The sequence below is a fragment of the Micromonospora matsumotoense genome (assembly GCF_900091525.1).
Taxonomy (GTDB): Bacteria; Actinomycetota; Actinomycetes; order Mycobacteriales; family Micromonosporaceae; genus Micromonospora; species Micromonospora matsumotoensis.
Genome location: NZ_FMCU01000028.1, coordinates 1 through 15,636 on the forward strand (window position 1 = coordinate 1; position 15,636 = coordinate 15,636).

At 67.3% G+C, this 15,636-nt stretch carries 14 protein-coding genes and 2 pseudogenes; 12 read left to right on the forward strand and 4 right to left on the reverse strand.

Going from position 1 to position 15,636, the window contains the following annotated elements; genetic code table 11:
* Positions 1-80: 80 nt before the first annotated feature.
* The 8 genes and pseudogenes from GA0070216_RS31130 (at position 81) to cas6e (ending at position 5,232) form a co-directional block, all read left to right on the forward strand.
* Positions 81-383, forward strand: coding sequence for a transposase (locus tag GA0070216_RS31130; protein WP_176738962.1), 303 nt, complete (start codon positions 81-83; stop codon positions 381-383).
* Entirely contained in the window at positions 380-1,276 is an 897-nt protein-coding gene (locus GA0070216_RS31135) for an IS3 family transposase (RefSeq protein ID WP_091245182.1), read from the forward strand. Before GA0070216_RS31130 ends, GA0070216_RS31135 begins: the two co-directional genes overlap by 4 nt.
* Before the next feature lie 13 nt (positions 1,277-1,289).
* Positions 1,290-2,063: a type I-E CRISPR-associated protein Cse1/CasA gene (locus tag GA0070216_RS31140; RefSeq protein WP_091253630.1), complete on the forward strand. Its 774-nt coding sequence runs from the start codon at positions 1,290-1,292 to the stop codon at positions 2,061-2,063.
* A complete protein-coding gene (casB, locus tag GA0070216_RS31145; protein WP_176739229.1) occupies positions 2,060-2,737 on the forward strand; it encodes a type I-E CRISPR-associated protein Cse2/CasB in 678 nt (225 codons plus the stop codon). The genes GA0070216_RS31140 and casB overlap by 4 nt, the downstream gene beginning before the upstream one ends.
* Positions 2,734-2,988: pseudogene (locus GA0070216_RS36750) on the forward strand (type I-E CRISPR-associated protein Cas7/Cse4/CasC); the annotation flags it as partial. The gene casB and the pseudogene GA0070216_RS36750, both read left to right, overlap by 4 nt.
* A 113-nt stretch (positions 2,989-3,101) precedes the next feature.
* A complete protein-coding gene (cas7e, locus tag GA0070216_RS31150) occupies positions 3,102-3,866 on the forward strand; it encodes a type I-E CRISPR-associated protein Cas7/Cse4/CasC (protein ID WP_281190483.1) in 765 nt (254 codons plus the stop codon).
* The gene (gene cas5e, locus GA0070216_RS31155) at positions 3,863-4,564 is read left to right on the forward strand and encodes a type I-E CRISPR-associated protein Cas5/CasD (protein ID WP_091253636.1); all 702 of its coding nucleotides are present in this window, start codon (positions 3,863-3,865) and stop codon (positions 4,562-4,564) included. The genes cas7e and cas5e overlap by 4 nt, the downstream gene beginning before the upstream one ends.
* A gap of 2 nt (positions 4,565-4,566) precedes the next feature.
* Complete coding sequence (cas6e, locus tag GA0070216_RS31160; protein ID WP_091253640.1) at positions 4,567-5,232, forward strand: type I-E CRISPR-associated protein Cas6/Cse3/CasE; 666 nt, start codon at positions 4,567-4,569, stop codon at positions 5,230-5,232.
* Between the two features lie 212 nt (positions 5,233-5,444).
* Here the strand turns inward: cas6e and GA0070216_RS31165 are convergent, their stop codons facing one another.
* A complete protein-coding gene (locus tag GA0070216_RS31165) occupies positions 5,445-5,990 on the reverse strand; it encodes a thiopeptide-type bacteriocin biosynthesis protein (protein WP_091253643.1) in 546 nt (181 codons plus the stop codon).
* The gene (locus GA0070216_RS31170) at positions 5,884-7,155 is read right to left on the reverse strand and encodes a lanthionine synthetase C family protein (RefSeq protein ID WP_245722857.1); all 1,272 of its coding nucleotides are present in this window, start codon (positions 7,153-7,155) and stop codon (positions 5,884-5,886) included. The genes GA0070216_RS31165 and GA0070216_RS31170 overlap by 107 nt, the downstream gene beginning before the upstream one ends.
* 157 nt (positions 7,156-7,312) lie before the next feature.
* Between GA0070216_RS31170 and GA0070216_RS36305 the strand changes: the two genes are divergently transcribed.
* A complete protein-coding gene (locus GA0070216_RS36305; protein WP_281190481.1) occupies positions 7,313-7,438 on the forward strand; it encodes a hypothetical protein in 126 nt (41 codons plus the stop codon).
* A gap of 124 nt (positions 7,439-7,562) precedes the next feature.
* Here GA0070216_RS36305 and GA0070216_RS31180 read toward each other — a convergent pair whose 3' ends face one another.
* Positions 7,563-8,090 (reverse strand): hypothetical protein, encoded by a 528-nt coding sequence (locus GA0070216_RS31180; protein ID WP_091253649.1) that lies wholly within the window; start codon positions 8,088-8,090, stop codon positions 7,563-7,565.
* 210 nt (positions 8,091-8,300) lie between these two features.
* Positions 8,301-11,858, reverse strand: a complete 3,558-nt coding sequence (locus tag GA0070216_RS31185) for an NACHT and WD repeat domain-containing protein (protein ID WP_091253652.1) — start codon at positions 11,856-11,858, stop codon at positions 8,301-8,303.
* Between the two features lie 211 nt (positions 11,859-12,069).
* Here GA0070216_RS31185 and GA0070216_RS31190 point away from each other — a divergent pair, with 211 nt between their 5' ends.
* From GA0070216_RS31190 to GA0070216_RS31205, 3 genes and pseudogenes are all read left to right on the forward strand, one after another.
* Positions 12,070-12,435, forward strand: coding sequence for a PGPGW domain-containing protein (locus tag GA0070216_RS31190; protein ID WP_091253655.1), 366 nt, complete (start codon positions 12,070-12,072; stop codon positions 12,433-12,435).
* A 124-nt stretch (positions 12,436-12,559) separates the two neighbouring features.
* Positions 12,560-13,401, forward strand: a pseudogene (locus GA0070216_RS31195) (IS5 family transposase).
* A 1,061-nt stretch (positions 13,402-14,462) separates the two neighbouring features.
* On the forward strand, positions 14,463-15,470 hold the full coding sequence (locus GA0070216_RS31205) for a hypothetical protein (protein WP_141723251.1): 1,008 nt from the start codon (positions 14,463-14,465) through the stop codon (positions 15,468-15,470).
* Positions 15,471-15,636 lie beyond the last annotated feature (166 nt).

A 15,636-nucleotide genomic window follows, 5' to 3' on the forward strand; every position in this document is an offset into this window, starting at 1 on the left:
CTGGGCCTGACCCGTTTTGACGGACATCCGAGATCAGGAGCCCGGTGGGCTCCGGGAGGATGTCCAGCATCATGGAGAGCATGGGTAAGAAGCGGCCCCGGCCTCGCCGGTCGTTCACGGCGCAGTTCAAGGCCGAGATCGTTGAGCTGTGTCAGCGTGGGGACCGCACGATCAGGCAGGTCAGCGACGATTTCGACTTGACCGAGACCGCGGTGCGTGACTGGGTCAAGCAAGCCGAACTCGACACCGGTACCCGCTCCGACGGGCTGAGCAGCGACGAGAAGGCCGAACTCGCCCAACTGCGGCGGGAAAACCGCCGGTTGCGCGAGGACGTCGATATCTTGAAGCGGGCGACGGCTTTCTTCGCGAAGGAGACCCGGTGAACGTGTACCCGTTCATCGAGGCGGAGAAGGCCGGCAAGCACAACGTCACACGCGCGTGCGAGCTGATGAAGGTCTCCCGATCCGCCTACTACCAGCACGCCACCGGTCAGCAGTCGCAGCGAGACCTGACCGACCAGGCGCTGACCGCGAAGATCATCGAGGTGCACGCGATGTCGAAGGGCACCTACGGAGCCCCCCGGGTGCACGCCGAACTGACCGACGCCGGGCTGCGGCACGGACGTAAACGCATCGCCCGGCTGATGCGCGACGTCGGCGTGCGCGGCAAGAGCCCGCGCCGGTGGCAGACGACCACCATCACCGACCCCGCGGCAGCCGATCGTGCGGACCTGATCGGTCGGGACTTCACCACCGACCCCGCCCGCATCGACACCCGCTGGTGCGGAGACATCACCTACATCAACACGTGGCAGGGCTGGCTGTATCTGGCCACTGTCATCGACCTGGCATCCCGTCGCGTCGTGGGCTGGGCCGTCGCCGATCACCTCAAAACCGACCTGATCGATGCCGCCCTGAACGACGCGATCGTGCGGCGCCGCCCACCGTCTGGGCTGATCTTCCACTCCGACCGCGGCTGCCAGTACACCAGCGCCCAACACGCCCGCCTCGCCGCCACCCACAGCATCCGCCTGTCCAACAGCCGTCGCGGGCAATGCTGGGACAACGCGGTAGCCGAGTCCTTCTTCGCTACGGTCAAGACCGAACTGCTGCACCGGCAGCCGTGGCCCACACACACCGCCGCCCGCCAGGCCACATTCGAGTACATCGAAGGCTGGTACAACACCCGTCGCCGGCACTCCTCGCTGGGCTACCTCAGCCCAGCCGCCTACGAAGCCACCCGCCACACCATTCAACCGGTACACCAGGCCGCCTAGATAAGATCACCACATCGACCCCGTCCGTCGAAACGGGTCAAGCCCAGAACAGAAACGAACCCCGATCTACCTCCCCCGCCCCCACGACCACACCCGCGCATTGTGGCGAGGACTCCAGACCCTGCTGCCGCCCCCGCCACCGCGCGGCGGCGACGCAGCGGAGCGGCTGTCACCGATGGTCATCCAGTGGCTGGCGCGGCTGACCGTCACCGGCGTCATCAGTCACCACATGCAGGTCCGGCCCCGCGCGGTCAGTGTCGCCTACGGATCGAAGCAGTCGGTCATCGACGAGGTGTTCAGCGACGCACTGGCTATGAACGTGCTGCTGCTGGTCGAACACTCCGCGCTGCGCGCGACGGTCATCGACGCCAGTGCCGACGCCGAGGCCGCAGTCCAGGTGCTGCGCCGCCTCGCCACCAATCTGGTACGCGCTGCCGGCGGGCGCGACACCGACAGTGGTGAGGCCGAGCGTGCGGCGGAGCGCGCCTATGCCGTACTCGACCGCGCCTTCCGTGACTGGCTGGCGACGCTCGGCCCGGACAGTGATCCCGTAGCCGAGCGGGCTTGGTGGCAGCGCCAGGTGTGGCGGGCGGTGGACCGACTCGGCCGCGAGTTGGTCACCGCCGCCGGCCCAGCAGCCTGGGTCGGCCGGCCCGGCGTCGACCGCGCCGGCAAGTCGGTGCACTACTCAAGTTCGCAGGCCGAGGCATGGTTCCGCACCGGCCTGGCCAGGGCGCTGCCCATGGTGGCCGAACGCACGCAGCAGCGGCAGGAGGAGACGGTATGACTGTGGTCGACCTGGAGCAGGCGGGTACCCCGAGACGTAAGCCGTGGGTGCGCTCCTGCGGCGAACTGGGCAAGCACGTCTCCCGGACGGTGGGCGTCCTACAGTCACGGCTGCTGCGCGACGCGCCCGACCCAGAGGCGGTGAGCACGCTGGCCCGACTCCGCCGCGGCATCGGCCGGGTGCCCGGCTTCGACTACACCCTGGAGCGGTACCTCCAGGTTCCCCCGCACCTGTTGGGCCACCGGCCCGCCGACGATGCCGAGGCGGCCGACGCCGAGTACGCCGCCCACGACGCGGTCACCCTGTACGCGCTGCACCAACAGTCGCGCCGGGAACGCATGCACAGCCCCGGACACGGCCTCGGCCAGGCCCTCGCCGCACTCGTCCGCGCCTCCAGGTCACCGGAAGGGGTGCGGCGTCGCTTCGCCGCACTGGGCACCGCCAGCTCCTACCCCGAAAGCGTCTACCACCTCCGCAGCCTGATCGTGATGCTGCGGGAGCACCAGATTCCGCTCGACTACGGCCTGCTCGCCGACGACCTGCAGACCCTGCGCCAACCGGCTCTCCGGCCCCGGGTGCAGGCCGTGTGGGGCCGGGAGTTCTTCCGCAGCAACCCGAACGATGCCACCGACACCGACGGTGTCACCCCCGACCCTGAGGAGAACGCGTCATGAGCCGCACCATCATCGACGTCTACGTGCTGCAGTCCGTACCGCCGAGCAACCTCAACCGGGACGACACCGGCTCGCCGAAGACCGCCATCTACGGCGGTGTCCGCCGTGCCCGGGTATCCAGCCAGGCATGGAAGCGGGCCGTCCGGTTGGCCTTCCCCACCCTGGTCGACCGTTCCCAGCTCGGGGAGCGCACCAAGCGGGTGGGCGAATCCCTCGCGGCCCGACTCAAAACCCTCGACCCGAGCCTGTCCGACGAAGCGGCCTCCGTCCTGGCAGCCGACGCCTTCGCCGCATCCGGCCTCGCCAAGGCGGAGAAGCGGAGAAGAAGAAGGGCGACGTCAAGGACGTCGAATCCGGTTACCTGCTGTTCCTCAGCCGCCGACAACTGGACAACATCGCCGCTGCCACCCTGGAAGCCCACCGCGCCGGTGAAGCCCTGGACAAAAGCCGGTTCAAGGCGCTGGCCAACACCGACCACTCGATCGACATCGCCCTGTTCGGGCGGATGGTCGCCGACATGGCCGACATCAACGTCGACGCCGCCTGCCAGGTCGCGCACGCCATCAGCGTGCACGCCGTCGACAACGAGTTCGACTACTTCACCGCCGTCGACGACCGCAAGGCCGACGCCAGCGAGACCGGCGCGGGCATGATCGGCACGGTCGAGTTCAACTCGTCCACCCTGTACCGCTACGCCACCCTCGACGTGGACGCCCTGCACCGCACCCTGGGCGATGGAGACGCCACCCGGGCCGCCGTCGAGGCGTTCCTCACGGCCTTCGTCCGTAGCATGCCGACCGGCAAGCAGAACACCTTCGCCCACCGCACCCTGCCCGACGCGGTGCTGGTGCGGATGCGCGACTCCCAGCCGATCAACCTGGTCGGCGCGTTCGAGACGCCCGTCCGCGAGACCCACACCGCCGGCCGGGTGGAACTGGCCGCCGCTGCCCTGGCGAAGCACACCGTCGCGGTCGAGAACGCCTTCGGCGAGCGGCCGACCGCCAGCTGGGTCACCCAGGTCGGCGAGAAGACCGCCGTGCTGGCCGGCCTCGGTAAGGCGGTCAGCCTCGGCGAACTGGTCAACGGCGTGGGAGAGCACGTCGCCCTGGCCCTCGGGCAGCCCGCATGAGCGTGCTGGTGCTCAGGCTCGCCGGACCGCTGCAGTCGTGGGGCTCGTCCAGCCGTTTCGCCCGGCGCGGCACCGAGATCGCACCCACCAAGAGTGGCGTGATCGGCCTCCTCGCCGCCGCCAGAGGCATCCGCCGCACCGAACCGCTCACCGAACTGCTCGGCCTGGAGTTCGGGGTACGCCTGGACCAACCCGGACAGCTCCTGCGGGACTTCCAGACCGCCCACTCCCTCGACGGACGCACCAGCGCACCACTGACCTACCGCTACTACCTGACCGACGCCGCCTTCCTCGTCGTCCTCAGCGGCGAACGGGAGCTGCTGCACGGCCTGGCCGAAGCCCTGAGCCGCCCACAGTTCCCCCTCTACCTCGGGCGTCGCTCCTGCCCACCCGCCGGCCCGATCAACCTCGGCGTCCACGACCTGACCCTCGACGGCGCACTGACGACATGGCCCTGGCTCGCCGCGGACTGGTACCGCCGCAAAGCGGCCAGCACCATCCGGTTGGAGATCATCCGGGATGCGCGGCCGGACGAACCGGTCACCGAGACCGTGCCCGACGAACCGGTCAGCTTCGACCCCGCCCACCGGCAACACACCTGGCGCTCGGTGCTACGCCGACACGTGGACGTCACCAACGACCTCGCGGAACGGGCCCACATCACCGACCACGACCCGATGAGCCTGCTGGGAGGCTGACCATGTACCTCACCCGGTTCCGAATCAACGTCGCCCGCCGGGGAGCGCGAAAGCTACTCTCCTCACCCCACGCCATGCACGGGGCTGTCCGGGCAGCCTTCGCCGCACCCGAAGACCACGAGCACGCCGGCAGCCGCACCCTGTGGCGACTCGACACCCCGGCCACCGCGACTGTGCACCTCTACATCGTCAGCCCCGGCCGACCCGACCTCACCCACCTCGTGGAACAGGCCGGCTGGCCCACCACTGAAGCCTGGGTGACCCGTGACTACGACGGACTGCTCCAGTCCCTCCGCCCCGGCCAGCAGTGGGCATTCCGACTCACCGCCAACCCGACGCACAGCGGCCGGAAGACCGCCGACGCGAAGGAGACCCAACGCTTCGGCTACCTGCGGGAAGAGGAACAGATCGGCTGGCTGACCAGCCGCGCCGACCGCCACGGCTTCGCCATCGCACCGCAACACGACGGCCTACCCAACCTACGGCTGCACCGCCGCCAGGCCCAGACCTTCAAACGGGGCATGGGAACGGTCACGCTCACCACGGTGACGTACGACGGCATCCTCCAGGTCACCGACACCGACGCCATCCGCCGCGCCATGACCAGCGGAATCGGGCATGCCAAGGCGTACGGCTGCGGCCTGCTCACCCTCGCCTCGATCACCTGACCACCACCCGGCCGAGGGTCGACCGGGAACGCCCGTCACCACACGTGTATGAGGGTGACCGGCTGTCACGAGCAGGAGCGTAGGCCGCGTGGCGGCCGTGCCGAGTAGCACCGCCGACCTGACCCGGCTCTTCTGCAGAAGCCCTCGGAGCACGAACACCCCTACCAACAGGGTGCAGAGAAACACCGGCGCAGTACCGGCACCGAGGAACATCATCTCCTCCTTCGGCGAACAGCCGTACGACGGCCCCCGCAACCCCGACTGCCGGTCCACGACGGCAACGCGTAGGCGAGGACGCCGCGGCTGTCACCGCAGAACAGTTCGTGCACGATGGCGGTGGCGGACAGCCCGCCGAACGCGGCCGTCTCGGGCTCGTAGATGCCCGCTTCCCAGCCCGCGATCACTCCGGCGGCGGCGAGGTCGTCGAGGAGCGCACCGGCTGCGCCGTGGTCGGTGGTGCGGATCCTGATCCGCCAGCTCGGGTGTTTGCGTAGGAACCACCAGGATGCTCGGTTATCACCGAGCCGGTCGAGCTGTGGGCCGATCCGTGTCCGGAAGACGGCCTCTGCGGTGGCCCAGTCGATTGGCCGGATGCGCGCCTGGAACCAGGCGTTGTCGTGGCGGATCTCCAGCGGCGATGCCCCGGCCCGGTTACGTCTGGACGACAGTGTCGAGTTCGTCCGGGGTGATACCGGCGGCTGCGGCTGCCGTCTCCAGCGTGGCCCCGGCGAAGACGGCGATCGCGGCGGGCGCTCCATTGGTCAGACGTTCGGCAGACATGTGTCCCACTTGGTTCGGGGTGGCGCGGTGGTGCGGGCCGTTCCCATTGCGAGGAGGTGGCCGGTGCGACCGGTCAGGAAGCCGTCGTCCGGGTCGGGTTCGTGGCGGGTGAGGCGTTCGGTGAGGGCGGGCAGCCGCGCTGCGATGTCCGGGGTCGTCGCGTCGGCGGCGGCCCGGAGCGCGGTGTGGTGAAGGCCGGCCAGACCGTGGCAGATCCCGGGTTTGGTGAGCCGGTCGAGTTGATGGTCGTTCAGGTAGGCCGGCGAGTACGGCCTCGGCGTCGGTCTGCCGGCCGGCGTGGTTCGTGGCGATGGCGGCGAGTTGGAGGGCGCGGGCGATCCCGGGCGCGCCGTAGCACCATGAGGGCCTGCCCAGCCCGGCCTGGGTGGGACGGCCGGTGCGGAGTTGGTCGCGGGTGAGCCACTGGGGCCACCACGATCCCTCGGCGGCGTCGTCCTGCCGCCAGCGGTCGAACCAGGCGTACAGGCGCTCGATCGCATCCGTCTGGCCGCTGACCTGGTGGCCCGTCCTGCCGGCGAGGGCGAGCAGGCCAGCTGCGCCGTGGGCCATCCCGAGGTTGGCGTGGCCACCGGGGGTGGGCAGGGTCGGGTCGGGGTCGTGGTCGACCCACCAGCCGGGTAATCGCTGTCCGTCGTGGGTGCAGGGTCGGGTCAGTCGCGTGATGTACGTCAGAAGGTAGCCGAGTTCGTCGGCGTCGGGCAGGTGGCGGAGCAGCAGGGCTCCGGTGCCGACGAGGCCGTAGAAGATGTCGTACTCGGCGAACGTGCCGGGCTGGCCACGTCGGAGGCGGTCGTCCGCTACGGTCAGCCGCTGGCGGACGAGCCGCCGCACGTGACGGGTGAGGCTCTGGCGCGCTGCGGCGTAACGGTCGCGGTCGTCGGCGGTCGCCGCGTTGAGCAGGAAAGGGACAGCGGGTGCGCCGTGGTACAGGCCGATGTGCCTTCCGGCGTCGATGGGGCTGCTCGTGGCTCGGGCGACGAGGTGGTGTGCGGTGGTCCAGTCCCCCGCACCGTTCAGGGCACGTTCGATGGCCAGGATCGGGGGGCCGACGGCGCCGGTCGCGAGGGACTGTCGGCCCGCTCCGTTCGCGTCGGTGCCGGTGGGCCCGGCGGTGGCCGCCATCGCGGGCCTGCCTGTGCCAGGCAGCGCATCGCCGCTGCTCGCGCGACGTGATTGGTCCTGCGCTCGAAGTCGGGATCGACGCCGACCGCGCGCATGTGGTGCTCGTGCAGCAGGGTCCGCAGCGCCGACGCGGACACTTCCCGACCGAGCAGGCCGCGTGAAAGTCCTTTACCTCGTCGTCCAACGGAAACGCAAGGGCAGCAGCATCACCGGCCGGGTCTCCGGTTGGGCCAAAGCCCTCAACGCCCTGGTCCTCGCCTACGGCGAACGAATCACTATCTAAACATCTCAATCACACCCAACGGTCAAAAACGGAAAAAGCCACACTTCCTCGCCTGTCGCCACGGTGCTTTCCTGGCAAGTCGGCACCAAACCGGCGACAGACAGCGCCCCCTCAATGGCCGCTGTCAAAGGTCCGCAGACTTACCCCCGAGCGGGCGGCGGGACAGCCGGAACAGGCCTTGCGGCCGGGGCGGCTGGGCAGATCGTGAGTGCGTCGCCGACAGCAGTATCGCCGCGGCGAGGAACGTCACCACCTTGCCGATGGCCAACGCGAGTGAGGTGGTGGAAAGCCAGCTCGGGATTAGCTCGACGAAGGCCATGTATCTGTAGCGGCCGGAGCCGCCAGGATCCGCGTAGAGGAAGGCGCCGGTGAACCACCCCGGCGTGATGCAGGCGGTGCCTAGCACGATCGAGAACAGCGCCCAGACGGCGGTCACGACCGTTGACCCGGCGCGCGAGCCTGCGAGGTAGCACCACACGCCAAAGACGATCATGAGCAGACTCACGATGACGGTGATGACCACAGCGAACGTCATCGGCCCCGTGGGAGGACTACCGGTCATGCGATCGAACTGCTCGTTGATTGATCCGATCACAGTAGCGGCGACCACCGCCCCAGCAATTCCCATAGCCGCGCTGAGCAAGGCGAGCATACTTGCCCACACCTGGCCTCGGGAGCGGCCCCCCCTGCAATTCACCAAGAAGTTCCTCCTCGAAGCTCAGCCAGGCAGCTGACGGGTAGGTGAGTCGTAGGCCAGTGGGGAGCGGTTGTGGCATCTGGTCCACCGACGTTGTGGCTGGCGATCGACGTGTCAACGTGTAGCCATCAAGCTGAAACCGACCCGCTTGCGGCCCGGCGAGTCTCAGTCGTTCGGCGCTGAGGGCAGCCCGTATCGCTCGCGTTCTTCTGCAGTCAGCGCTCGCGGCTCTAGGTCTTCGACCGACGGCTTCGCGTGGTCACCGCATACGTCCCAGCTCAGGATCCTGCCGTCGTTATAGGTGACGACGAGGGTATCTTGCCAGGACAGGCTGCGCACTATCCCGCCTGGCGTTTCGAGTACGCCGATGGGCCGCCCGTCTTGGGTGTGCCAAATATAGAGCGTGTCGTCGGCACTAATGGATGCAAGCATGCCTCCGTCGGGTGACCATATGAGTTGATGGACGGCACTTGTATGGCCGACACAACGCATGCCTATACGCTGCTGGGCTAGGTTCCAGATCTCGATCTGGTTGCCGACGACGGCAGCGATTCCGGTGGAGTCATTCGACCAGGCCAGGGCCGCCACCTCGCCTTCCCCTTCGGTTCGCCATTGATGAGCGCGGGTGTAGTCGTCTCCTCGCCAGAAGCTCACGCTGTGTTTGCTGACGACCGCCGCTATCAGGCTTGAGTCTGGGGACCAGGCGAGCGTTCCCGCGCTTTCTTCGCCTCCGTCGAGGACCGCTAGGCGCTGGGCTTTGGTCACGTCCCAGACCGAGAGGGACGGTGGTGTCCTGCCGAAGAAGCAATGTGTGTGGACGACCAGCCGTGAGCTGTCGCCGGACCAGGCGAGTCCGTAGACCCACGGTAATGGCGTCGATGTTTTTGTGTGTTTCGGGGTTGGTCGTGGACGATCGCCCCACTGTGCTCGTAGGGCACCGGATAGCGCGTCCCACACCGTGATCTGTTCTTGACTGGCGGTGGCAACCAGGTTACCCAGCGGCGAGTACGCGATCGACATGCAGTTGTCGGTTCCGAGTCTCAGCGGCAGCGTCGCCTCGTCCGTTTCGATGATCTCCGGCGTCGTTGCCGTCCGCTTCACGGCGGCTCGCTTAAGATCCGGCGACCATGACACTTCTCCTAGGCTACCGGTGGGCAGGCGACGGAAGCTTCGGCCAACAACATCCCAGATTTCCACGTTATGGAATGAGCTTCCCAGGCCGATTCGCTTGCCATCGGAGGACCACGCGATCGTGCTGATTTGGTGAGGGCGTGCCCGCCGCTCGACTGTCCGTCCGGTGGCAACGTCGATCAGCGCCACGCGGTGTTGGTGTCGTGTTCGACGCACGCCGTAGGCGATGACGTCGTCGACGGGCGACCACGCCATTGCTTCGGCCAAACCGGAAGGCGCGCTTACGGCGGCCTGGCCAGTGTCGGTGTCGTAGATCCACAGTGTGCGGACTTCCCGTGCGGGGGTCGCAGAGCGGCGCATTGAGAACGCCGGAGCGGCTGAGACCGCGAGGCGGATTCCGTCGGGCGCCCAGCACAACACCGGGTCTGACCACGCTTCCTGCTGTCGCAGGATCTCCGACTTCTGCTCGCCGATGCCGATCACGAGCAGCAGGTCGCCTGAGGCGATGGCCAGCCGGTCACCTTGAGGAGACCATGCCGTGGCGTGAACATTCGTGGCCGGGATGCTCGTGACCAACCCGGGGACGTCGTCCTCCAGGCGGTAGACTTCAACGGCTCGGTAGTCGAACGTTCCCGCGAAGCACGCATCACCGCCCCACGAGAACGAGTCGAACGACGTCAGGAGAGCCCCCCTCCGTCTGCCCAGGTTGCGGCCGTCCGCGACTCGCCACAGCATGACACCTCGATCGTGCTCGGTAAGGGCAAGCGTTCCCGTGGAACTGAGCAGGGTGTGCCCGCACGCTTCCATATCAGCGAAAGCGACCTCGGTGAGGCGGCCGGTGTCGTCCCAGGTGCAGACGCGGCCCATCTTGTCGGCGGTGCGCAGTCCCTGCTTGTCGGGCAGCCAGACTGCGGAGGTGATGCCGGTGGTGTGTCCGATCTTGAGGCGCCTTGTTCGCGGTGTGGCGGTCAGGGCCCAGCGCGTCATCGTCGCTGCCGGGGTAGGTGGTAGCTCGTGTAGCGCGGTGTGGGCAAGCGCCACGGCCAGGTCGTGGTCCTGTCGGCGCACCTGCTGCGCGAACTCGGCAACGCGCTCGGACTGTCGGGCGCGGTCCTGGTGATCGGTCTCTTGAGAGGCGTCGAGTAGCTGGCGGGCTGCGGTGGAGAGGGTCACCTCGGCGGCCAGCGCGAGGGCGTCGGCGAGGGTTTGGCCGCGCAGGAGGTCGTCTGTCTGTGGGTTCGCTTGCCATGCTGCCGCGCGGTGTTCGAGCCGGGTGATGCGGTGCAGGCGCTCCTCGTTGGCGTTGATCAGAGCGGCGAGCCGGTGCCACTGGCGGAATAGTGCGTCGTGGGTCAGTTCGAGGCAGGTGCCGTCGTCGACATCGATGATCAGGCGAGCTGCCCTGAACTCCTCAAGGATGTGGGCGGCGGTGGTATCGAGGTCGGCTCGGCGGATCGTCCGTCGTACGGTTTCCTTGCCCTCCATGCCGACGCCCCGCAGCAGAGCAGAGTCGATGGCGTGCTGGGGGTACCGCGCGGTGAGGGATTCGTAGATCTGCTCGGCGTGAGCTGCGATAGCGCCGCCCACCTCGCCGGCCTCTTCGTACTGAGCCACCGTGATGTGTCGGCGGTCGGACTGCAGGTGCAGGCGTTGCAGCAGGTGGCTGAGCAGGGGAAGCGCGTCACCGACCGTGGCGTCGGCGGTCATGCGGTCGATGAGGTCGTCCTCGAACGTGAGTCCTGCAGCCCGCGCGGGTCCCGCGATGGCCTGTCGGATACGGGCCGGATCCAGCAGACCGATGGCCACCGGCCGGACGATGAAGCCGGCTTGCTGCTCGGTGAGCCGGCGGCGGAACTCAGGCCGGATCGCCACCAGCAAGCGCAGTTCCGGCAACACCGTCAGCGTCCGGGTCAACAGGCCCCACCACTGGACCCGGTCACGCTCGCCGGTCAGGGTATACAGATCCTCAACCTGATCAACAATGAGCAACACTGGTCCGCGGGCGACGCCGAGGAAGCTCGGCACAACCTGCAGCGGGACCTCCGGACAGGCGGCTTCCTCGCGCAACAGCCGCGCCGTCTGCAGCACAGCGGCCGGACCCTCCGCCAATGCCGCGGCGAGGCTCATGAACGGGTCGGCAGCCGGGCGAAGCGGACCCACCACGGTCCACCGCCGTGGTAGTCCAGCGATGACGCCCGCGCGAATCAGCGATGACTTGCCCACTCCTGAGGGGCCGACGATAGCGACGATCCGGGTTGCCGGCGCCGGCCCCGAGCGCTCCAGGCGGTGCAGTACGTCTCTTGCCTCGCGGTCGCGGCCAAAGAAGACACTCGCGCGCTCCACCGTGAACGGCGCGAGGCCAGGGTACGGGCTTTCCGCGCTGCGCCACGTGAACGCCGTTCGGCGGTGCAGGAGGTACCGCCAGCCGAGCCACAGAACAACGCAGAGCGGAAGCCACAGGTAGGCGTAGTCAAGAACAAACCGCCACGGACCATGCCAGCTGTCCGTTCGCGCCGTCACAATGTTGATAGCCAGACCAACGGCGATCGTGCCCAGCAGCGCACCGGACTCGCGACGGTACTCCCCTGGCATCCGCCTCACCTGATCATCGCACTACGAGAAGGCGCCGCCCGCCAGCACGTGACGAATAGCCGACAGAGACAGCAGCCGTGGCCGGAACTGGGCTCAGGCCCTGACTTAGAAGACAAGAAACTTGTCTGCTCTGCGCGAACCTGGGGGACACCAGCAACTCACCGCAACTAGGCTCGGCCACGAGTCACGGATCAGCCATGCGGAGGGAAGCATGTTGAGCTCGTCGGAGAAAGAGTCCGTCAAACAGGCGACACTGGCGCGGATAGCCGCCCAACGCGAGCGTCACCGGCGCCGCCCAATGTTCGTGCGGGTAATCGTCGGTGCTGGTGGCATGCTCCTTTCCCTCGCGGGTTTGCTGCTGGTGTGGGCGCCGGAGTTCGGTCTGCCGCTGTTGCTGGCGGGCTTCGGGCTGCTTGCCCTGGAGTTCGACTGGGCAGTTCGTGCGCGGGCCTGGACCGAGTGGCGTGCCCTGCTACTTCGGCAGCGAATCCAAAGGCAACCGCCCGCAGTCAAGATCGCCATGCCGCTTATCATGCTGGTCGTGGTCGGCGTTGTCGTCTGGCAGGTATTCTTCTAGCGCCTCGAAAAAAAGACGACTTAAGAGGTCGCGCAAGTAGGTCAGCGGGGTGAGTCGGGTAGGAGGCGGGCACAGGCATCAGTGATCATGAAGGTTCCTACGCCTAATGATCACTGGAACGCCTGTGCCCGCTGTCCCAGCATGGCTGAGCGACCCCTTGTGGGACCAGTTCGTCGCGCTGCTGCCACTGCGTCCCGCTACCGATCCCACCCATTTGCTGGGCTGTCACCGCCGGCGGATCGCCGACCGGATCGTGTTCGACAAGTTGCTGCAGGTGCTGCGGTTCGGCTGCTCCTACCAGGGCATCGCCGACTCGACCTGCTCGGCCACCACGATCCGCAACCGCCGCGACGAGTGGATCCAGTTGGCGTGTTCACCCAGCTCAAGATGATCGCGCTGAACGCCTACGACCGACTCGTCGGGCTGCTGCTGGACGACCTCGCCGTCGACGGGTGCAACACCAAGGCGCCCGGCGGTGGCGAGGTCGCTGGCCGTTCACCGGTCGACCGCGGCAAGCAAGGCATGAAACGTTCGGTCATGGTCGAGGCCCGCGGCATCCCACTGGGCCGCGTCCTGGCCGGCGCCAACCGCCACGACTCCCCGCTGCGGGAATCCACCCTGGACCGGCTCGACGACCTCGGCCCGCTGCCCGCCACCATCACCGTGCACGTGGACTCCGGGTACGACTCCCAGAAGACCCGCGACCTACTCACCGCCCGCAGGCTGACCGGCGAGATCGCCCGCAAGGGCGTCAAAGCCCCGGTCCAGGCTACCCGGCGGTGGCACGTCGAGCGCACGAACGCCTGGCACAACGCCTTCAACCGGCCGCAACGCTGCTACGAACGCAAAGAAGACGTGGTCAACGCCTACTTCGACCTCGCCGACGCCATCATCACCATCCGTAGCCTCATCCGTCAGGCATGGATCTTGTACCGGTGGGACACCCGCCCCACCCGCCGACCATAAAGCCCACCTACTTGCGCGACCTCTTAGCTACGACTTTGGGGTTCGATCAGCGGCACTGGGCGACCGATGGGTCGCAGTGTGATGTGCCGCTCTCCCGGCGGCTGATCGAGCCACTGCCCGCCGCAGCTTCCTCATGACGTGATGATGTTGCCACGACTTGCCGAGGGCGACACGACGGAAGGCGTCGATCTCGCGTAGATGGGCGTCGTGCACGTACGGGACGAGAGCGGCCTCGCCAGCGTGCGGGCAGGCAGGGTAGCCGATCTCGCGCAGCGGGTGCCCCTCGGGCGGAGCCGGGCCCTTGGGGTCCCAGCCGACGATGGCGCAGATGCTCTGCGCGGTGCGCCGGATGTGCGGACGGGCGTCGGCCCAAGCCGGCTCGGGGTACACACCGCGCAGGCTCCACAGGTCGCTGCGGTCGGGCATGGCGGCTATCTGGTCGTGGTCCCGGCCAGCTTGTCGAGCCGGTTGCATAGACTCGCGGCGTCCGGCGATCGCAATGTCGTCCGTCAGGGCCGACTCGGTGAGCCACGAGACGGCGTCGCTGTGCTCGGACGGGCTGAGCCCGGCGGCCCACAAGGTGCTGCGCCGGCTCCTGCCCGCCGACGATCCGGTCCTTGAACGGAGGGCGTGCCGCACCAGTAGGAAGTACCGCGTCGCCGACGTGGCAGATCAAGGACACTTCTGGTCGTCGGTACTTACGCAAGGTTGCATCCATCGCCCATGATGGACGTCGTGTCCAAACGACAGTTGACGGTCTGCGCCCTCATGCTGATGATCGTCTTCTCACTAGTAATGATCTCTAGTGGGAGTCTCGATGGCGCTGCGGCCTGGGCAAACATCATCGCGTTACCGGTAGCGATCACCGGCGTCATCTTAACGATTCGAAGCACTAGCGGTTCACCATCCACGCCTGGCGCTCAAGATCGGGGCACCTCGAGCGGCCCGGCAAAGTCGGGCAGAGACAGTCCCGTCGTCAACCAGGTCGGGTTCAGTGGTGGGCGTCAGGCTAACGTCGCGGGCGACTACTTCGAGCGAGGCCATGACGATCGCGAGGGCAGGTGAGCGTGGTAGATCGACAAACTGGATTTGGTGGCGAACGTCAGGCCAACGTCAAGGGTTCCTACTACGAAGGGAACGTTGATAAGAGCACCCACACGCATCACCATTACGGAAACAGCTCTAGTCCCGACTCTAGCCAAGACGAGGCAACAGAGTCTGGCCCGGGAAATGGCGCGGCAGCAGCCGCAGGCGGCGGTGGAGTGGGCGTAATCGTCGTTCTTGCTGTCTTGGGCTACTTCATCCTCGGCGGAGACGAGCCGTTCCCGGCGACATCAGATCCCTGGCCGGGCGAAGTGAAGCAGGAGGCGGTGGTTGCGGCTGCAGCTGACTGGCTCGACAAATGCGCCAAGTCAGCGTCTGCGACTCCTGCCAATTGCCCGCAATCCATCGTCGAGACCTCGAACGTCTCCAAAGTCCATTGGAACTTTCACGGCAGTCCCCTCGAAGCTGCGGTCATCCACTACACGGAAGCAGAGAGCCGCTTCGACATGCTCGGCACCGTTATCGTGACGGCGGACTACACCGCGGCGAAGGAGCTACGCCGCGTCGTGACGCCAGCAAAGTTCTGGGCCAAGATCAAGTGGGTCGATGGAAAGCTTGACGTCCAGGAGATCAAGGAACACTCGGCCATAGGCGACCCCGATATAGTGAAGCAAGATCCCAAGGTGCCATGGGAGCTGGTCGCGGCGAAACTCAGCGACGCGTTCACACACTGCGTGAACCGCGCCAAGTCGGCCATGCCCGCCGGATGCCCCGAGTGGAGTCCACCCTCGGGCGCCGAGAAGATCAATTGGTCTTTCACGGGTGATCCACTCCTGACCGCTCGCGCCACCTTCGATCCGAAGTTTGCGATCTACCGCGTCAAGGGCACGTACGAGTTGGCCGTGCGCTACAGCTGGCTTGGAACCACGAAGACCGACACTCGCAATCCCACCTATGAAGCTTGGATCGCTCCGACATTGGCAGGGCCAGTCGTACTCCAGATCAAGGATACGACCACGGCCTGACCACAGCTCCTCGCGGCCGGCGCTGAGACCTCCCTCTGCGGCAGCGGTCGTGGGCAGCGCGGTCAACGCCTACCGTGGGCTCATGGACGTGACCCGACTTGCCGGTTGTGCCCGTTGCGGCGGGCCCGTGGTCGTCGCCCGCGAAACGTCTCATCCATCCGGGTGC